Below are 19,374 nucleotides of genomic sequence, written 5' to 3'. Positions count from 1 at the left end.
CTCATGTTCATGTCCGTTTCCCCGCCTTGCGCGGCGTATTGGTGGTCGGCGGCGGCGGTTCGGCGTCCGGGTTCAGCTGCACGATCAGCCGGTCGTCCAGCCGCAGGTCGACCACCTTGATGTCGCGGCGCAGCAGGCCATAGCTGCGCTCCAGTTCGATCAGTCGATGCCATGCCGCCGCAGCACCTTCTTCGGGCAGACGCGCGACAATGCCGTTGTCGAATTCGACGTCCCAGCGGCGATTGCGCACGCGGATCGCATTGACCACGCGTGATGCGAGAACAGGTTCGGTCTGCAGCATGTCCAGCAGGTCATGCGCCTTGTCGGACGCGCCCTCACCCACCAGCAGGAACAGGTTGTGGAAGTCGGCGCGGTCGCCTTCTTCCAGCACCTTGCCTTCGGCATCGATCAGGTAGACCCGACCGCCAATCTGCCAGCGCGCGAAAGCCTCGCGCTCGACGATCTCGATATGCAGCGTGTCGGGCAGCTGGCGCCAGATCGTCGCCTGCTTGACCCAGCCGATCGATTCCACGCGGTGGCGGATACCATCAAGATCGAGCGACAGGATCGGATCGCCACGCTCGACGCCAACCGCATCGGCCAGCGCTTCCAGCGGTGCATGCACACGGCCCTGCACATTCACTTCGCCCAGCCGCATATCCACGGTGGCGCCGGCATCGCCGATCATGTCCTGTGCCGCCAGCCGCACCTGCGCCGGCAGATCGGTCCTGAGCCACACATACGCGCCGCCGCCGGTGAGCGTGGCAACCAGCAGCACGGCGACCGTCTGTCTGACGCGGCGCCACAGCACCGACTTCGGACGCTTGCGCGCCGGCGGCAGCGGACGGCAATAGCCCTTCGGGCGTGCCGGCGGCAACGTGGGCGCGCAGGGTGCGCAGGGGCGGTCATCCGGCAGAACGACTAGCGATCGCATGAGGCGTCCTCCACCATCCAGCGCACCAGCTGGCCGAACGAGAGGCCCTGGTGCGCGGCGATTTCCGGCACCAGCGACAGCGGCGTCATGCCCGGCTGGGTGTTGATCTCGAGCAGGTAGAATTTTCCGCTGCCGCCGGTATCGTCGTAGCGCCAGTCGGAGCGCGTGACGCCGCGGCAGCCGAGCGTCTGATGCGCCTTAAGCGCCTGGGCGCAGATGTCGTCGTAAACGGCCTGCGGCAGCGGTGCCGGCATCAGATGCGTGGCCTTGCCGTCGGTGTATTTCGCCTCGTAATCGTAGAAACGGCCATGCGCCTTGATCTCGATGGCGCCCAGCACACGGTCGCCCAGCACCGCGATCTGGATTTCGCGGCCGGGGATATACTGCTCGACCAGCACATACTCGCCGAAATGCCAGCTGGCATCGTCCTGCGGCTGATAGTTGTCGCCGTTGAAGACGATATGCACGCCCACGGAAGAACCTTCGTTGAGTGGCTTGATCACATAGGGGAACGGCATCACCGGGCCGGCGTGGAAGGCCGAACGGTGCACCACCTGGCCATTGGCCATGGGCAGGCCGTGATTGCGCCAGACATCCTTCGCCATCGGTTTGTTCATCGCCAGCGCCGAGGCCAGCACGCCCGAATGCGTATAGGGAATGGCGAGCAGTTCGAGCAGACCCTGCACCGTGCCGTCCTCGCCGAAGGGGCCATGCAGCGCGTTGAAGGCCACATCGGGCTTCACGACGGCCAGTTTGGTGGCGAGGTCGCGGTCGACATCAATCTCGCTGACCTTGAAACCTTCTTCCTTCAGCGCCTTGGATACAGCGCGACCCGACGTGAGCGACACTTCGCGCTCCGACGACCAGCCGCCCATCAGGACCGCCACATGGTTTTTCATGCGCCAATCCCCTTGCCGATGCGTTTGATTTCCCAGCGCAGCTCGACGCCGCTCTGCGCCTTGACGCGCTCGCGTACGGTTTCGCCCAGTGTCTCGAGATCGGCCGCCGTGGCGCTGCCGCGGTTGATCAGGAAGTTGCAATGCTGTTCGGACACCTGCGCGTCGCCGAGGATCAGGCCGCGGCAACCGGCCGCGTCGATCAACTGCCAGGCCTTGTGACCTTCCGGATTGGCGAAGGTGCTGCCACCGGTGCGCGAGCGGATCGGCTGGCTGCCTTCGCGAGCGGCCTGGATCTCGTCCATGCGCTTCTGGATCTCAGCCTTGTCGCCAGCACGGCCCTTCAGGCGGCAGCCGAGGAAAACCCAGTCTTCCGGCACACCACAATGGCGATAGCCGAATTTCATCTCGGCCGGCGTGAGCCGATGCAGATTACCCTGCCCGTCCAGCGCTTCGGCCCAGAGCAGCACATCCTTGAATTCGGTGCCGTAAGCGCCGGCATTCATGCGCAACCCGCCGCCAACCGTGCCGGGAATGCCACGCAGGAATTCCAAGCCGGCGATGCCGTGCATCTGCGCGGTCTGCGCCACATTCACATCCAGCGCGCCGGCGCCGGCAATGATCTCGTCATCTTCAGCTTCGATCTCGACAAAGCCGCGGCCAAGCCGCAGCACCACGCCGTCGATGCCGCCATCGCGCACCAGCGTGTTGGAACCGACACCCAACACCGTGACCTTCACGTCACGCGGCTTATTCTTCAGGAAGGCAACCAGGTCGTCGCGGTCGGCCGGGCGGAACATCGCCTCCGCCGGACCGCCGACGCGGAACCAGGTGATCTCGGCCAGGCCGGCAGCGGCCGACAGCCGACCGCGCACGGCGGGCAGCCGCGCGATCAGACCGTCCTGCCGGACCAGCTCTGCGGCCATCATGCCGCCCCCTTGTCGTAAAGGGCCTGCAGCTCGCCGGGCAGCGCATTGGCCCAGGTGGTGATATTGCCCGCGCCGAGGCAGACGACGAGATCGCCGGCGGAGGCTTCCTGCTTGGCCAGTTCGGCCAACTGCTCGGGCGACTGCAATGCCAGCACACGGCGATGGCCGCGATTACGCAGGCCTTCGATCAGCGCGTCACGGCTGACGCCCTCGATCGGCGCTTCGCCGGCAGCATACACATCGGTGACAATTACTGTGTCGGCATCGTTGAAGCAGGAGCAGAAATCCTCGAACAGGTCACGCAGGCGCGTATAACGATGCGGCTGCACCACGGCGATCACCTTGGCTTCCGGGCGGTCTCCCAATGCAAGGCGGGCGGCCGACAACACGGCGGAAATTTCCACCGGGTGATGGCCGTAATCGTCGACCACAGTAATGCCAGCAGCCTCGCCGGTGATGGTGAAGCGGCGCTTCACGCCGCCGAAACCGCCGAGCGCCTTCTTCACCACATCGCCACTGAAGCCCATCTCCTTGGCGATGGCAGCCACGACGAGAGAATTCTGAACGTTATGACGGCCGAACATCGGCAGATGGATGCCGCCGATCGTATCCGTCGTGCCGCGCGTACGGTCGGTGATCTGCACGTCGTAAAGTGCGCCGCGATTGTTGAAGGTCACGTTCACGGCCCGCACATCGGCCTGCGGCGAGAAGCCATAAGTGATGACGCGGCGGTCCGTGATGCGGCCGATCATCGCCTGCACTTCGGGATGGTCGATGCAGAGCGTGGCGAAACCATAGAAGGGAATGCTCTCGACGAATTGCTTGAAGCCGTCGCGCACCTTGTCGAAGGTGCCGTAATGGTCGAGATGCTCCGGGTCGATATTGGTGACCACGGCGATCGTCGCCGGCAGCTTGAGGAAGGTGCCGTCGCTCTCGTCGGCTTCCACCACCATCCATTCGCCTGCACCGAGGCGCGCATTGGTGCCATAAGCATTGATGATGCCGCCGTTGATCACGGTCGGGTCCATGCCGGCGGCTTCGAGCAAAGCGGCAACCAGCGAGGTGGTCGTGGTCTTGCCATGGGTGCCGGCAATCGCGATGGCCCATTTCAGGCGCATCAGTTCACCCAACATTTCGGCGCGGCGCACCACCGGGATCAGGCGCGCGCGGGCCGTCTTCACTTCCGGGTTGTCCGCCTTTACGGCAGTCGAGACCACAAGCACTTCGGCGGCGGCGACATTCTCCTCGCGATGGCCCTCGAAGACCTTGATGCCGAGATCGCGCAGCCGCTTGACGTTATAATTGGCGCTGAGGTCGGAACCCTGCACCTGATAGCCGAGATTGTGCATCACCTCAGCGATCCCGGACATGCCGATGCCGCCGATCCCCACGAAATGGATGATGCCGATATCGAGCGGTAAAGCCCTCACGCTGCGGTCCTCTTGACTGAATGATCCCGGGATGCCGGCTGCGCAGTCGCGGCAGCACGGCGATATTCGGTGGCCACGCGTTCGACCAGATCGGCCAGCGCCTGAGCCGCCAGCGGCCGGCCGACACTGCGCGCATGGGCGGCCATGTCAGCCAGCTGCGCCGGATCGGCCAACAGGTCGTTGAAAGCTGCTGCGACACGCTCGGGCGTGAACTTGTCCTGCGCGATCACTTCCGCACCGCCGGCATGGGCGAGCGCCTGGGCATTGGCGGTCTGATGGTCGTCCATCGCATGGGCATAAGGCACCAGCAGGCTGGGCCGGCCGATCACCGCGATTTCGGCAGTACTGCTAGCGCCGGAGCGGCTGACCACCAGATGCGCAACGGCCAGCCGCTGCGCCACGTCGTTGAAGAAGGTGGCGGTCTCCGCCTGGATGCCGGCCGCTGCATAGGTGGCGTGCACGCGCTCCAGGTCTTCGGCCCGGCACTGCTGCACGATGCGCAGGCGCTTCTTCGTCTCAACCGGCAGGCTGGCCAGTGCGGCAGGCACAGAGTCGGATAATACGCGCGCGCCCTGGCTGCCGCCCATCACCAGCAGGCGCAGCGTCTGGTCCGGCGCGGTATAGGGCACATCGGCGGCAGCAAGGATCGCCGGGCGCACCGGATTGCCGGTGACGGTGACAACGGCCTCTTCGGGCAAGAAATGCGTGGCCGGGAAAGACGTGGCGATACGAGCGGCAAAGCGCGCGACGAGGCGATTGACGCGACCGAGCACGGCATTCTGTTCATGCACCAGGATAGGAATCTTGCGCAGACGGGCGGCCAGCAGCAGCGGCAGCGCCGGATAGCCACCGAAGCCGACGACGGCGACGGGCTTGGTCAGGCCAAGCAAAGTCAGCGCCGAGATCACGCCATGGCCGATCTCGAACAGGCTCATGATCTTACCCGGCAGCGAACGGTCGCTCGGCGTGCCGGCAGGAATGCGATACAGCGGCAGCTCCGGCAAGTTCTGGCCGAACCCCTTGCCACGCGTGTCGGTGACGAGGCCGACGCGATGGCCGCGGCGCAGCAGTTCGGCTGCCAGTGCCTCGGCCGGAAACACATGACCGCCGGTGCCGCCAGCGGCGAGCAGGATCGGATTCTCGGCTGTGCTGCTCATCGCACAGCTCCGTTATCCGGGCGCCAGCGTGTCAGCGCCAGCAGCATGCCCATGGCTAGGGCGAGCGCCAGCAGCGACGAACCGCCGTAGGAGATGAAGGGCAAGGTCATGCCCTTGGTAGGCAGCAGATGCAGGTTGACGCCGATATTGATGATCGCCTGCAGGCCGAACTGCGTGGTGAGGCCGGCCGCGGCCAGCAGCACGAACAGGTTGTTCTCGGTCATCAGGCGCGAGTAGCAGCGCAGCACGATGAAGGCGAAGATGCCGATGATGAACAGGCAGGCGAAGAGGCCGAATTCCTCACCGGCCACGGCGAAGATGAAGTCGGTGTGCGCGTCGGGCAGCACGCTCTTCACCGCACCCTCGCCCGGGCCGCGGCCCCAGATGCCGCCGGCAGCGAAGGCCTCCATGGCACGTTCGATCTGGTAATTCTCCTTCGCGGCCGGATCGATGAACTTGTCGATACGGGCGGCGACATGCGGGAAGACCAGATAGGCACCGAAGATGCCGGCAACCCCGAGCGCGCCCAGTGCAAGTACGAGCACAATGGGCAGACCCGCGATGAAGAACTGCGCCATCCACACGGCTGCCACGACGATGGCCATACCGAGATCGGGCTGCATCAGCAGCACGCCTACCACCAGGCCGCAGAGCACGGTGGAAATCGCCCAGCCGGGGAAGCCCGTGCCCTTGCGCCATTCCGAAAACAGCCAGGCGGCGACGACAGCAAAGGCCGGTTTGACGAATTCCGACGGCTGCAGCGACAGGCCGCCGAAATTGATCCAGCGATGCGCACCCTTCACTTCCATGCCCATCACGAAGGTGAGGCACATCCCGGCGAGCGAACCGAGGAAGACGACAGTGGCAACACGGCGAATGCCGACCGGGTCGAGCAACGAGGTGGCCACCATGATCAGCATGGCGGGCACCAGATAGATCATCTGGCGCTGCACGAAATGGAAATTGGCCAGGCCGATGCGGTTGGCCACGGCAGGAGACGCCGCGAGCGTCAGCACGGTGCCGACCGCGATGAGCACGGCAATCGCCACCAGCAACCAGCGGTCGACGGTCCACCACCAGCGGCCGAGAATGGATGTGTCAGTGCGCGAAAAGGTGATCATGCCGCGGCTCCCTGTTCATCTGCGCCGCGTTCCTGCACCAGGCGGATGAATTCGTCGCCGCGATGCTCGAAGCTCTTGAACTGATCGTAAGACGCGCAGGCCGGCGACAGCAGCACGACGGCATCCTTGATGCGGTCCTTGCGCGCGGCAGCCAGCGCGTCATCAAGCGCTTTATCCAATGTGCCGCAGAGCGCATGCGGCACAGCGCCGAGCGTCGCAGCAAAGTCGGCTGCCGCCTCGCCGATCAGGCTGGCGCGGCGGATGCGCGGGAACAGCGTCTTCAGGCTGGCAATGCCGCCGTCCTTGGCCTTGCCGCCGGCAATCCAGTAGACATTTTCAAACGCCGCCAGCGCCTTCTCGGTCGAGTCCGCGTTGGTGGCCTTGGAGTCATTGATGCAGGCGATGCCGTCGATGCAGCCGACGCGCTGCAGGCGATGCTTCAGGCCGGGGAAAGACGCAATCCCGGCGCGGATGGTTTCGACATCCAGACCGGCGGCGCGCGCAGCGGCAAAAGCTGCGGCGATATTCTGACCGTTATGCGCGCCCGGCAGTGCCGGGAAATCGAGCGCAAAGACAACCTTGCCGTTTTCATAGAGTTGGCCGTTCGCGGTGCTGACACCTTGCGCCAGGATTTCGCGGATCGAGATCGGCACGATGCCGCGGCCGGTATTCTCCTTGATCAGTGCCGCGTAAATGGCGCGGCAATACTCGTCGTCCACGCCGATCACGGCGGTGTCGCCCGCAGCCTGGTTGGCGAAAATCCGTGCCTTGATGGCGGCGTAATTCTCCATGCTGCCATGGCGGTCGAGATGATCGGGCGTGATGTTGAGCAGCAGCGCGATACGCGCATGCCAGCCCGGCGTCAGGTCGATCTGGAAGGACGACATCTCGATGATGTAGCTGCCGGCCTTGTCGTTCTCAAAACGCGGCAGTTCGAGCACGGCCTGGCCGATATTGCCGCCCATCGCAATCGAACGGCCCGCCGCCTTCAGCACATGCGCCAGCAAAGCCGTGGTGGTCGACTTGCCGTTGGTGCCGGTGACGCCATAGACGGTGGGCTTCAACTCGCGCAGCAGCAGTTCGATATCGCCGACAACAGCCACACCGGCGCGCTGCGCATTGGCCACCACCTGGTTCGGCGCCGGATGGGTCAGCGGCACGCCCGGTGCCAGGGCCAGACCGGCGCAGCCGACCAGCGCACCCTCATGCAGTTGCATCGGCTGGAAACCGGCCACGGCTGCCGCGGCGCGCGAGGCTTCGGTATCGTCCCATAAACGCACCTCGGCACCGCCGGCCAGCAGCGCGCGTGCTGTTGCCAGCCCGCTGCGCGCCAGGCCGAATACCGCCCAGGTCTGTCCGCGTGTATGGGTGAGAGCGATCATTCGTGGCTCACCGCAGCTTCAGGGTGGAGAGGCCGACCAGCGCCAGGATCACCGCGACGATCCAGAAGCGGATCACGATGGTCGGCTCTTTCCAGCCCTTCTTTTCGTAGTGATGATGCAGCGGTGCCATGCGGAAGACGCGCTTGCCGGTCAGCTTGAAGCTGGCGACCTGCACCATCACCGACACGGTTTCGAGGACGAAAAGCCCGCCGATGATTGCCAGCACGAGTTCGTGCTTGACGATGACGCTGACGGTGCCGAGTGCGCCGCCGAGTGACAGCGAACCGGTATCGCCCATGAAAACCATGGCGGGCGGCGCGTTGAACCAGAGGAAGCCGATGCCGGCGCCGACCAGCGCGCCGCAGAAGACCGCGAGTTCGCCCGCACCGGCGACATTATGAATCTGCAGGTAATTGGCAAACACGGTATTGCCGACCAGGTAGCAGATCAGGCCAAAGCTGGCGGCAGCGATCATCACCGGCACGATGGCAAGGCCATCGAGGCCATCGGTCAGGTTCACGGCATTCGACGCACCGATCATCACAAAGGCGGCGAACGGCATCATGAACCAGCCGAGATTGAGCAGCACGTCCTTGAGGAAGGGCACAGCCAGGCTGGTGTTGAGCGGCGCGGAGGCAATCTGGTTGATCCAGGCAGCGGCGACGCCGGCGATGACGACCTGCAGGGCGAGCTTCAGCTTGCCCGGCACGCCTTTCGGATTTTGTTTCGTGACCTTGAGATAGTCGTCATAGAAGCCGATCAGGCCAAAACCGAAAGTAACCAGCAGTACGACCCAGATATAGCGGTTGCTCAGGTCGGCCCAGAGCAGCGTGCCGACGCCGATACCGAGCAGGATCAGGAAGCCACCCATGGTCGGCGTGCCGCGTTTGCTGATCAGATGGCCTTCCGGGCCGTCCTCGCGGATCGGCTGACCCTTGCCCTGCTTGGCGCGCAGCCAGTTGATCAGCGGCTCGCCGATCACAAACGACAGCACCATGGCAGTGAGGATGGCGCCGCCGGTGCGGAAGGTGATGTAGCGGAACAGATTGAGGATATTGACCTCGTCCGCCAGCGGATACAGCAGGTGATACAGCATTCGTCTAAACTTTCCTTACCAACCGTTGGCGGCGCGCGGCTGCGGCGCCGGATTCAGTATGTCTTCGACGATCTTGCCCATGCGGCTGCCGAGCGAGCCCTTCACCAGCAGCACATCGCCCGAGCGGACGGCGCGGCGCAGCGGCTGGATCAGTTCGAGCGAATTCGGCGCATAGTGACCGCGCATCTGCGGCGGCAGCGTGTCGTACAAACCCTTCATCAGCGGACCGCAGGCAAAGACCAGATCGATCTTTTCGCGCACCAGATCGGCAGCGAGGCCGACATGGGCCGACTGTTCCTCGGGGCCGAGTTCCAGCATGTCGCCGATCACGGCGATGCGGCGACCGCGTGTATTGCTCGGTTTGGCCATCGCCAGCACGGCGAAGGCAGCGCGCATGCTGGGCGGGCTGGCATTGTAGCTGTCATCGATCAGGTCGAGCTGGCCGCCGTCGCGCCAGTCGAGCGTATGGCGTTCGCCGCGGCCCTTCGGCGCGGTGACCTCGGCCAGCGCCATGCCCGCTTCGGCAAGATCGCCACCGGCCAGATGTACAGCCGCCAGCACGCCGAGCGCATTCAGCACCCAGTGGCGGCCGGGCGCACCGATCTTGAAGGTCATCGGATGGCCAAGGATTTCGGCGGCCACGCAGGAGCAGGCCGAATGCGGCGCGTATTTCACCAGCTTGGCCTGCGCCTCGGGATGCTCGCCAAAACCGATCACCTCGGCGGCGCCAGCGGCACGAGCGGCAGCCGCGATGCGCTCGAAATGCGGCGTGTCGCGGTTGATGATGGCGATGCCGCCTGGCTCAAGGCCTGCAAAGATTTCCGCCTTGGCATCCGCGATACCTTCGATACTGGAGAAATTCTCCAGATGCACTGGTTCGATAGTGGTGATGATGGCGATATGCGGACGTGCCAGCTTCGACAGCGGCGCGATTTCGCCGGCGTGGTTCATACCCATCTCGATCACGGCATAACGCGTATCGACCGGCATGCGCGCCAGCGTCAGCGGCACACCCCAGTGATTGTTCAGGTTGCCGACAGAGGCATGGGTCGCGCCCTGTGCGGCCAGCACATGGCGTAGCATTTCCTTTGTCGAGGTCTTGCCGACGCTGCCGGTCACGCCAATCACCCTGGCGCCGCTGCGCTGGCGTGCCGCAGCAGCCAGATCGTTCAGGCCCTGGAAGGTGTCTTTCACATGCAGCAGGTTGCCGCCCGGCAGAGTCTGCGGACCGCTATCGACCATCGCTGCAGCAGCACCTTTCGCCAGCGCATCGGCAACAAAGACGTGACCGTCGAAATTCGGACCGCGGATGGCGATGAACAGATCGCCGAAACCGACGGTGCGGCTGTCGATCGACACACCCGATGCGGTCCAGAACCCGGTGCCCTGTCCATGCGAGGCAGAGGCAGCTTCGGCAGACGTCCACAGCGCGAAAGCTTCCATTAACCTTTACCTCCGTATGGTGCGCTGCCCGAACCAGACGCTTTTTCCGCAGTAGACACGGCTTCGCGTGCCACCAGCAGGTCGTCGAACGGACGCACCTCGCTGCCGACGATCTGTCCCTGTTCATGGCCCTTGCCGGCAATCAGCAGCAGATCGCCCGGCTGCAATTCATTCGCTGCAGCAAAAATCGCCGCGCGGCGGTCACCGATTTCCGTTGCGCCCGGCGCTGCCGCCATAACGGCAGCACGGATGGCGGCGGCATCTTCACTGCGCGGATTGTCGTCGGTGACAAAGACGCGGTCGGCAAGCTTCGTCGCCACCTCGCCCATCAACGGACGCTTGCCGCGATCGCGATCGCCACCGCAGCCGAACACAACCACGAGGCGCTGCACGGTATGAGGTCGCGCGGCCCTCAGCACGGTGTCCAGCGCATCGGGGGTATGCGCGTAATCGACAAAGATGGCCGCGCCGTTTTTGCGCTGCGCCGCCTTCTGCATGCGACCGGGCACGCCGTCGAGCGAGCTCAGTGTTTCCCAGGCGGCTGCGGCATGCACACCGCAGCCGACCACGAGACCGAGCGCCGCCAGCACGTTGCCAGCCTGGAAGCCGCCGATCAGCGGCAGATCGACATGGCGACGCACGCCAAAGACTTCGGCTTCGACCTGCAGCCCGCCGGCATGCGGCACGGCGGACAGCAGCTTGAGTTCGGTGCCGAGCTGGCCATAGCGGATCAGGCGCTGACCGCGACGTGCACAGAGCTGTTCGACCTTCGCGCCCAGCGCGGCATCCATGTTGATCACGGCGGCGCCACTGGCCGGCAGCAGCGTGTCGAACAGCCGCAGCTTGGCGCTGAAGTAGTCCTCCACCGTCGCGTGATAGTCCATGTGGTCGCGGGTCAGGTTGGTGAAGGCGGCAGCCTGCGGCCGGATGCCATCGAGGCGGAACTGGTCGAGGCCATGGCTCGAAGCCTCGAGCGCCAGATGCTCGACACCGGCCTGCTGTGCCATGCTCAGCAATTCGTGCAGGCGCACCGGATCGGGCGTGGTATGCGCCACCGGCACATTCAGATCCGTGCCATGCAGGCCGAGCGTACCGAGGCTGGCGCTCCTGTGCCCGAGCCTCGCCCAGATCTGCGCGGTGAAATTCGCCACCGAGGTCTTGCCGTTGGTGCCGGTGACGGCGGCAATATGCTTCGGCTGCGCACCGAAGAAGCTGGCCGCCATCAGCGCCAGGCGACGGCGCGGATTGGCATCGGTGACGAAGGCGATCTGATCGACGAAGGCCGGATCGACATGATCGCTCAGCACGGCAACAGCGCCCTTCTCGCGCGCATCGGGAATGAAGCGATGGCCGTCTGCCAGGGCGCCCTTCAGCGCGGCAAAGACGAAGCCCGGACGCACGGCGCGGCTGTCAGCGGTCAGGCCGGCGACATCCAGCGCGGCGGCGCGGGGGTCGAGCGGGAGATCGGCGCAAAGATCACTGAGACGCAAGTTTCTTCTCCTGCGTCCTGGCGGTTGCATGGGCGGGCACTGCATTTGTGGCAACTGGTGCGCTGAAATTCGGCACCGGCTGGCCCGGGATCGGCACATACATCGCCTGGCGCATGGCCGGCGAATTCTCATCCACCGGCGGCACGCCCAGCATCGGCGCGATACGGCCGATCACGCGACCGACGGCCGGTGCGGCAGTCCAGCCGGCGGTGGCGAAACCGTAGGTACTCTTCTGTCCTTTCGGCTCGTCGATCATGATCTGCACGACGTAGCGCGGATTATTCATCGGGAAACCGGCGACGAAGGTGTTGAACAAAGCCTTCTTGTTGTAGCCGCCGCGGTCGTTGACCTTTTCCGAGGTGCCGGTCTTGCCGCCAACGAGATAGCCTTCAGAGGCGGCCTTCTTGCCGGTGCCGTCTTCGACGACCAGCACCATCAGCTTGCGCATGATGTCGCTGACCTCGCGACGGATCACCTGGCGGCCCGGCGCGGGCATGCCGGGCGGGCGCTTGATCAGGGTGGGCGGATGCAGCACGCCGCCGTTGATGATCGCCGCAGTGGCGGTGGCCAGTTGCAGCGGCGTGACTGACAGGCCATGACCGAACGAGATCGTCATCGTCTCAACGGTCTTCCAGTTGCGCGGGATCAGCGGCGCGCCGATTTCGGGCAGTTCCAGCGCCGGCTTGTTCAGCATGCCCAGACGCTGCATGAATTCACGCTGGCGCTCCGGGCCGACATCGACGGCCATCTTGGCCGAACCGATATTGGACGAATACATGAAGATTTCCGGCACGCTGAGCCAGCGATTCTTCGGATGGTCGTCCTTGATGGTGAAACGCGAAATCTGGATCGGCCGGCTGGCGTCGTAGCCGCCGCTCAGCTTGACGCTGCCGTATTCCAGCGCCATCGCCGTATTCAGCGTCTTCATGGTCGAACCCATTTCATAGACGCCGAGCGTGATGCGGTTGAAACGCGCCTCCTTGCTCGCCGCGCCGGGTTCGGCCGGATCGAAATCGGGCAGACTGACCAGCGAGATGATCTCGCCGGTGTAGATGTCCATGACGATGCCGCCGCCGCCGATGGCGTTGAAATATTCGATCGTGCGGGCGATCTCGTCGCGCATCACATGCTGCACGCGCAGGTCAATGCTGAGTTCGAGCGGGTCGCCGGTGCGGGCCGGATCCTTCAGCTGCTCGTCGAAATGCTGCTCGATGCCGGAAATGCCCTTGCCATCGATGTCGGTGTAGCCGACGACATGCACGCCGAGCGAACCCTGCGGATAGATGCGGCGCTGCTCGTTATGGAAATAGAGGCCCGGGATGCCGAGGCGGTTGGCCTCATACTGCTCGCGCGGGGTGAGGCCGCGCTTGAGCCAGACGAAACTCTTGCCCGAGGCCAGCTTGGCCTGCACTTCGCCGACAGGGAGTTCGGGCAACACCTGGACCAGACGCGTGGCGGCGCTGACAGGATTCTGCACCTTGCGCGGATCGGCATAGAGCGAGGCGATCTTCAGGTTGGTCGCCAGGATCTGCCCGTTGCGATCGACGATCGGCTGACGCTCCATCAGCGCCGTCCTGGCACCGAGCTCGGGATTGAAGCCGCGTGCGACGGCCGGTTCGGCGGCGCTGCGGATCACGGTGAGTTCGACCAGCCGACCGCCCAGCACCAGGAAGACCAGCGAGAACAGGCCGATGCCGATCACCAGACGGCCGTGGCTGGCATCCAGTGCCTGCTTGGCGGCGCCCTCCAGACGCACCATTGCCGGGCTGCCCGGCATGTCGGCTGGCGTGCAGGGCGGGCGCGGCTTCAGCTTCGGCTGCTGGTGCTTCGGCGTGCGACGGAACAGACCCATCACTGCGCCCTCCGCGGTTCTTTGCCGGTGCGCTGCATCGCGCCAAGCACGGCCGCGACTTCGGCATCGAAAGCCGCCGGCGCTTCGGCACCGGGCTTCACAGCGACCTGCATCGAAGGTGCGGCGGGGGCCGGCGCGGCAGCCATCGGCGGCAATGCCGGAACGGCAACGGCAGGCGCCTGCGGACCCGCAGCCGGCCCGCGATCCTGGCGCCAGGGCAGCGCCTCGATGGCGACGATGTCCTTCGCGGTGGCGGGACGCATCTCGAGCAGGCGCTGCGCCTTGTCCTGCAGATAGTCCGGGCGGCTGAGATAGCTCCACTCCGCCTGCAGCACGCCGATGGTCTCGCGTTCCTGGCTGAGCGCGCGATTAAGCTCGATCAGTTCCTCTTCCAGGCGCTGCACTTCATAAGACAGCTGGTAAAGGCCGAACGACACCACGGCCAGCAGCAGCAATGCGATAATGGAAAGGCCGCGGCTCATGCTGCCTCCCGCATATCGTCATCGGGCCAGGCGGACGCAGCGGTACGCTTGGCGGCACGCAGCTTGGCGGAACGGGCGCGCGGATTGGCGGCAGCCTCGGTGTCAGTCGGCGCCAGCGCGCCCTTGTGCAGCAGTTCGAAGCTGGGTACGCGTGGCGCCTTGGTCGCCTCCGGTAAATGACGCGAACCGCCGGTCTGCTTGCCGCAGCGGCGGTCGAGGAAATGCTTCACCACACGGTCTTCCAGCGAATGGAACGACACAACAGCCAGCCGGCCTTCCGGCTTCAGCAGTTTCTCGGCAGCCACCAGGCCGCGGCGCAGTTCGCCCAGTTCGTCGTTCACCACGATACGTAGCGCCTGGAAAGTCCGCGTCGCCGGGTTGATACCGGGCGTGGCGCGCACCACGCGGCCGACGATCTGCACCAGCTGGCGCGTACGGGTGATCGGAGCCTCGGTACGGGCGGCCACAATGGCGCGCGCCACCGCACGGGCGCGGCGCTCTTCGCCATAGAGATAGATGATGTCGGCCAGCTCGGCTTCGTCGCGGGTATTGACGATATCGGCAGCAGTCTCGCCATGGTCCGACATGCGCATGTCGAGCGGACCGTCCTGCTGGAAGGAAAAGCCGCGGTCAGCCTGATCGATCTGCATGGACGACACGCCGATATCCAGCGCGACACCGTCGACGCCCTGGATGCCGATATCGCTGAGCAGCATGTCCATATCGCCGAAACGGCCGGCCAGCAGGCGGAAGCGACCGGGATGGGCGGCTGAGACGCGGTCGGCATGACCCTGCACGGTGGGATCGCGGTCGATGCCGATCACCTGGCATTCCGCCGCGGCCAGCAAGGCCGAACTATAACCACCCGCACCAAAGGTTCCGTCCACAAGCACTTCACCGGCGCGCGGCGCCAACGCCGCGACAACCTCACCGCACATCACGGAGAGATGAGCCGTTCCTGCGGCTTTTTCATGGCCGTTTTTATCTTGCGGACGAAAACGGTCCGCCGGGCTCACGCTTTTGCCCCCGAGCCAGAAGCGCCGCCGTTCTTGAGCCAGGCCGCGGCCTTCGCCCGCGCCTCGCTGGCGCGCGCCTCCCAGGCCTTGGGTTCCCAAATCTGGAAGCTGTGCCGGCGGCCGACAAAGACTGCCTCGCCCGGCGAAGCCAGGCCGGCATGATCGAGGAACTGCGGCTGCAGCTGGATGCGGCCTTCCTGGTCGAGAGTGAGTTCGCTCAGGAACGGCAGCAGGCCGTCGATCAGCATTTCGCGTTCGGGATCGAGATCCGGCAGCTGGTCGATGCGGCGATTGACGCCGTCGAGATAGTCGCGCCCACCGGCGACCAGCGCCGGGGCGGAAATATCGGGGCCGAGGATGAGGCCGCCTTCCGGCTGGCGACGGGACAGCAGGGCGCGATACGGCGCCGGCACCGAGACACGGCCCTTGGCGTCGATCCGGTTTTTAAAGGTGGAGAGAAACAGCTCCACGCCGCGCCCCCGCGCTCCTTCCCGGCGAACTGCCCCCCTTGGGCATCCTGACCTGGGATGAGATGGGATAACATGGGCTCATATGGGGGTCAATGGAAATTAACGGTTTGGTATGGAGAATTAAGGGGCTGATAGCCCAATGATCTCCGAGGTTTGCATTCGATCAGGTCCTAGTAAATTCCCTTAATGTTCTCTTTTGTTCTCGTCATTTCACTTGATCTCCCGGCTCACCCCGGCCTACATCCTCCTGACAGCGCACAGGGGTTACAGGGCACGGAATGAGTGAGCGACGGGGGAATAGCGGAAAGCGATCGACCTGGTATTGGCGATCGGTTCGGGCGGCAGCCCTCATCCTGCTGATGTCAGCCACGGCAGCCTTCGCTTCCGTTAATGAATTCCTGCCGCGCAACGCGCCCGCTCTGAAGCGCTTTGCCATTGTGGCGGCGACCGCGAACAACCAGTGCCTGACCACGCAGCTGGTCAACAATGACGTCAAGCGCCTGCGCGCCAACGTGCTGCTGTCGCCCTGCGAGTTCAACATCGACAACCAGACGCAGGGCTTTTTCATCAGCCGGCCGCTGCAGCAGGACGCCTACCAGATTTTCTTCGCCGCCAATCCGAGCTACTGCCTGGCGATGGAACCGCGCGCGCAAATTCTTGTGGCATCGGCCTGCGCGCTGAACACCGAAATGCTGGAGCAGCTGCCACAGCTCTGGGATATCAAGGGCGGCGGTTTGTCGCTCAGGGGCATCGACGGCAAGAAATGGTGTCTCGATACGCGCGCCCGGCAGGGTTTCTCGGCGATCTTCGAGCCACAGTTCATCGAGTGCCCGGAGCAGATTCCGGACGCCTTCATTCTCCGCGTCAATCGCTGAACGACGGTTAGCCGTGGCGCTCTTCGGAGGGCGCCCTTTCGGCGATGCGATCAAACCGCTCGCGCCAGTCCGGCGCATGAAATATGTCGGCCCTCGCCTGGCGGCGGAGACATGCCCCGCCGCCATCCCGATCAGAAAGTTGCCCTTACGCCTGCATAAATGGCACGACCGGGTGTTTGATAGGTGTAGACGTCCTCGTATTGCTTATCGAGCAGATTCTCGAGGCGCCCGAAGACTTCGACATTCTCCGTGACCATGTAACCCGCAGCCAGATTCACCAGGGCGTAGCCGTTCAGGGTCTGGCGACTCGTATTCGCGCCGAACCCGGTTTCAAAGTTATTATCGACCTGCCGTCCGTTATACAGGATACCGAGATTGACGTTCGCGCGGTTCTCCATGAAGCGGTAGTTGGCGTTGAAGCTGCCGACATGGGCTGGGCGCCGCACCAGTTCTTCGCCGGTAATGGGCATTTCGGTTTTCATGTAGGTATAGGCTGCCCGCAGAGTCAGGTTAGTGACCGGCTCGATCGTTCCCTCCAGTTCGATACCGCGAATTTTCGATTCTCCGTTCACGTTCGCGGCCGTGGCGCCGCTGTTCTGGATCAGCTTGTCGACGCGCTGGTCGAAGTAGGTAAGACCGACCTGCCCCCTGTTACCCCAGAAACCCTGATCCACACCAATATCCCATCCTTTGGTTTCTTCGGGCTGCAGATTGGGATTGCCGGTGAAGGTCGAAGTGAAACCATACAATTCGGACATGGTCGGATTTTTCACACCCGTGCCATAACCGCCACGAAGCTTGGTATCCGTGTTCAGGAAGCGGTAGGCAGCTGTACCGCGATACGTCCGGGCATCGCGGAAAATGTCATTGCGGTCTTCACGTACGGCGCCGGTCAGGAATAACTGCCTGAAGAAATCGACCTTATACACGCCGACAAAGCCTGTACTGCTGATTTCGCGCTCCACGTAAGGCGTGACGAAGCTGCTGACGAAGCTCTCGTTCTCCTGTTCGGCCTGTAGCGTTACGGTGTGGCGGGCGTCAGCAAAAGATGGCGTGTCGAACAGTACGTTGGTGCGATAGTCGTATTTGACCTTGTCGCCGTAGCTGGAACTGGTCGTGTTGTAGCTGTTGGTGTCGTTCTGGGTATAGGCCGTACCCACGATATGCTCCCAATGCCCGTCTGCGACGACCAGTTTTCCCTGCCCGCGACCATAGATCTGGCTGCCGTTGGTGCGTGACGTATCGTCGAATGCAAAGGTGTCCGATCCATCGTATTCGCCCTGATAATAGGTATAGCGGCCGACGAAATCGAAATTCAGGTTCTCTGCCGGCGCGACGCCGAACTTCGAGAAGATGGTTTTGTTCCTGTACGCGTCGTTCTCGAAGTTACCGCGGCTCTCGGTGGCCCTGGTGATGCCCCCGGTTCGGTAATCCACGCCGCTGAGCAGGAAGTGGTAACGTTCATTACCACCGCGCACCGAGGCATTGGTCTGGTAGGTGTTGAACGAGCCGCCCTCGAATGCGCCGCTGAAGATCGGCTTTCCCGAGCCGCGCCTGGTGACGATGTTGATGACACCGCCGGCAGCATCGGACCCGTAGAGTGCGCTCTGTGGTCCCCGCAGTACCTCGATACGCTCGATGTCAGCCGCCAGCAGATGAGCAAAATCGAATTCGGAGCTGCCAGCCACGCTGTTGACCTCGACTCCATCGATCAGAACAAGCGTCTGATTGCCTTCCGAACCGCGAATGCGGACCTGAGTCGGGCCACCCACACCGCCGGTGCGGCTCACGGCCATGCCGGGCACTTCGCGCAGCACATCGGAGACCAGCTGCGTCTGGCGCTGCTGCAGTTCCTCGCCGGTGATGATGGTGACGGCGCTGCCAACTTCCTGCACCGGCGTTTCGGTCATATTCGCCGTCACCGAAATTGCGGAGAGCTGCGTCGGTGCCGTCGCAGTCTGGGCGACGGCCTGACCGCCGATGCTCATGCTGAGCGCTGCAGCGGTTGTCAGAAAGGCATAACGACAGGAAATAGACGGAGTACGGCCCTGAAGGGCCATGGAGTGAACAGTCATAGAAACCTCGGCGGTTCGCCATGTGGCACGTCACCGCGTTCGAGGTCGCTCCTGGGATCCTTACAAAGAAGGGACGCAGGTGAGCTAACCCACCGGTGCACCCTGCCCGATGTGATCGCGTGTGACCACGGATGACGGCAGGTCTCCTGGCTCGCAGGTCGTCGTCTTCAGTCGCCTTCCCAGGGCTTTGCGACCCCAGTGGCTAGTGACGGAAGACTCTCCGCTTACAGTTGCAGGGGCAGCCGCGGCATTGAACCGCGTTCCCAGTTAGGCCCTTGCGGGCACCGTCTGGCCGGCAAATTGCACAGCTTGGCCGAGTCTGTCAATTCGGAATGGAAATGGCGCCAGACGGCCTGTAAGCCGGGTTCTGTCCACTCACTTGCGTAAGCTGGACGGCCATTCCTCTGGGACGCCCATCGCTGGACGCCTCGCGCGACCGACCCGGATGACGAACCGGAAACAGTTCTGCAGGCTTGCACCTGCTGCCATCCCTATTTGGTCTTGCTCCCGGTGGGGTTTGCCATGCCGCTGCCGTTACCGGCCGCGCGGTGCGCTCTTACCGCACCCTTTCACCCTTGCCATGACAGGTCATGGCGGTCTGCTCTCTGTGGCACTGTCCCTGGGGTCGCCCCCGCCGGGCGTTACCCGGCACCGTGTTTCCGTGGAGCCCGGACTTTCCTCGACGTTCGTAAGAACGCCGCGACCGTCCAGCCGTCTGGCACCGGC

General features: G+C 64.1%; 16 protein-coding genes, 1 other RNA gene and 1 riboswitch. Of the genes, 1 reads left to right on the top strand and 16 read right to left on the bottom strand.

The window, feature by feature from the left end; all coding sequences use genetic code 11:
• Positions 1-7 precede the first annotated feature (7 nt).
• The 14 genes from CTR53_RS10910 to CTR53_RS10845 all read right to left on the bottom strand — a co-directional run bounded on the left by CTR53_RS10910 (position 8) and on the right by CTR53_RS10845 (position 15,698).
• Positions 8-934 carry a cell division protein FtsQ/DivIB gene (locus tag CTR53_RS10910; protein WP_290812783.1) on the bottom strand — a complete coding sequence of 309 codons (927 nt, stop codon included), beginning with the start codon at positions 932-934 and terminating at the stop codon, positions 8-10.
• Positions 922-1,833, bottom strand: a complete 912-nt coding sequence (locus CTR53_RS10905; RefSeq protein WP_290812780.1) for a D-alanine--D-alanine ligase — start codon at positions 1,831-1,833, stop codon at positions 922-924. Before CTR53_RS10905 ends, CTR53_RS10910 begins: the two co-directional genes overlap by 13 nt.
• Positions 1,830-2,759 carry a UDP-N-acetylmuramate dehydrogenase gene (murB, locus tag CTR53_RS10900; protein WP_290812777.1) on the bottom strand — a complete coding sequence of 310 codons (930 nt, stop codon included), beginning with the start codon at positions 2,757-2,759 and terminating at the stop codon, positions 1,830-1,832. The genes CTR53_RS10905 and murB overlap by 4 nt, the downstream gene beginning before the upstream one ends.
• Entirely contained in the window at positions 2,756-4,189 is a 1,434-nt protein-coding gene (murC, locus tag CTR53_RS10895) for a UDP-N-acetylmuramate--L-alanine ligase (protein WP_290812774.1), read from the bottom strand. Before murC ends, murB begins: the two co-directional genes overlap by 4 nt.
• A complete protein-coding gene (murG, locus tag CTR53_RS10890) occupies positions 4,186-5,346 on the bottom strand; it encodes an undecaprenyldiphospho-muramoylpentapeptide beta-N-acetylglucosaminyltransferase (RefSeq protein ID WP_290812771.1) in 1,161 nt (386 codons plus the stop codon). The genes murC and murG overlap by 4 nt, the downstream gene beginning before the upstream one ends.
• Positions 5,343-6,467, bottom strand: a complete 1,125-nt coding sequence (ftsW, locus tag CTR53_RS10885; protein ID WP_290812768.1) for a putative lipid II flippase FtsW — start codon at positions 6,465-6,467, stop codon at positions 5,343-5,345. Before ftsW ends, murG begins: the two co-directional genes overlap by 4 nt.
• Entirely contained in the window at positions 6,464-7,849 is a 1,386-nt protein-coding gene (murD, locus tag CTR53_RS10880) for a UDP-N-acetylmuramoyl-L-alanine--D-glutamate ligase (RefSeq protein WP_290812766.1), read from the bottom strand. The genes ftsW and murD overlap by 4 nt, the downstream gene beginning before the upstream one ends.
• 7 nt (positions 7,850-7,856) lie before the next feature.
• On the bottom strand, positions 7,857-8,945 hold the full coding sequence (gene mraY, locus CTR53_RS10875) for a phospho-N-acetylmuramoyl-pentapeptide-transferase (protein WP_290812763.1): 1,089 nt from the start codon (positions 8,943-8,945) through the stop codon (positions 7,857-7,859).
• A 15-nt stretch (positions 8,946-8,960) separates the two neighbouring features.
• A complete protein-coding gene (locus CTR53_RS10870) occupies positions 8,961-10,388 on the bottom strand; it encodes a UDP-N-acetylmuramoylalanyl-D-glutamyl-2,6-diaminopimelate--D-alanyl-D-alanine ligase (protein ID WP_290812760.1) in 1,428 nt (475 codons plus the stop codon).
• Positions 10,388-11,878 (bottom strand): UDP-N-acetylmuramoyl-L-alanyl-D-glutamate--2,6-diaminopimelate ligase, encoded by a 1,491-nt coding sequence (locus CTR53_RS10865; protein ID WP_290812757.1) that lies wholly within the window; start codon positions 11,876-11,878, stop codon positions 10,388-10,390. The genes CTR53_RS10870 and CTR53_RS10865 overlap by 1 nt, the downstream gene beginning before the upstream one ends.
• Entirely contained in the window at positions 11,865-13,730 is a 1,866-nt protein-coding gene (locus CTR53_RS10860) for a penicillin-binding protein 2 (protein ID WP_290812754.1), read from the bottom strand. Before CTR53_RS10860 ends, CTR53_RS10865 begins: the two co-directional genes overlap by 14 nt.
• Positions 13,730-14,212 (bottom strand): hypothetical protein, encoded by a 483-nt coding sequence (locus tag CTR53_RS10855; protein ID WP_290812752.1) that lies wholly within the window; start codon positions 14,210-14,212, stop codon positions 13,730-13,732. The genes CTR53_RS10860 and CTR53_RS10855 overlap by 1 nt, the downstream gene beginning before the upstream one ends.
• Positions 14,209-15,153: a 16S rRNA (cytosine(1402)-N(4))-methyltransferase RsmH gene (gene rsmH / locus CTR53_RS10850; protein WP_290812749.1), complete on the bottom strand. Its 945-nt coding sequence runs from the start codon at positions 15,151-15,153 to the stop codon at positions 14,209-14,211. Before rsmH ends, CTR53_RS10855 begins: the two co-directional genes overlap by 4 nt.
• Before the next feature lie 71 nt (positions 15,154-15,224).
• Positions 15,225-15,698 carry an MraZ family transcriptional regulator gene (locus CTR53_RS10845; protein ID WP_290812746.1) on the bottom strand — a complete coding sequence of 158 codons (474 nt, stop codon included), beginning with the start codon at positions 15,696-15,698 and terminating at the stop codon, positions 15,225-15,227.
• A 359-nt stretch (positions 15,699-16,057) separates the two neighbouring features.
• On the opposite strand from CTR53_RS10845, the gene CTR53_RS10840 reads away from it, so the two are divergent.
• Positions 16,058-16,573: a hypothetical protein gene (locus CTR53_RS10840; RefSeq protein WP_290812744.1), complete on the top strand. Its 516-nt coding sequence runs from the start codon at positions 16,058-16,060 to the stop codon at positions 16,571-16,573.
• 131 nt (positions 16,574-16,704) lie between these two features.
• On the opposite strand, the gene CTR53_RS10835 is transcribed toward CTR53_RS10840, so the two are convergent.
• Both CTR53_RS10835 and rnpB read right to left on the bottom strand, forming a co-directional pair.
• Positions 16,705-18,561 carry a TonB-dependent siderophore receptor gene (locus CTR53_RS10835; protein WP_290812741.1) on the bottom strand — a complete coding sequence of 619 codons (1,857 nt, stop codon included), beginning with the start codon at positions 18,559-18,561 and terminating at the stop codon, positions 16,705-16,707.
• A 205-nt stretch (positions 18,562-18,766) separates the two neighbouring features.
• Positions 18,767-18,952: riboswitch (cobalamin riboswitch) on the bottom strand.
• Positions 18,953-18,988: 36 nt separating this feature from the next.
• An RNA gene (rnpB, locus tag CTR53_RS10830) (RNase P RNA component class A) lies at positions 18,989-19,367 on the bottom strand.
• Between the last annotated feature and the right edge of the window lie 7 nt (positions 19,368-19,374).

Origin of the sequence: Ferrovibrio sp., from assembly GCF_002796975.1 — a bacterium.
Classification (GTDB): Bacteria; Pseudomonadota; Alphaproteobacteria; order Ferrovibrionales; family Ferrovibrionaceae; genus Ferrovibrio.
Note: the sequence above shows the minus strand (reverse complement) of the source record. Positions and strands in the feature narration are given on the sequence as shown.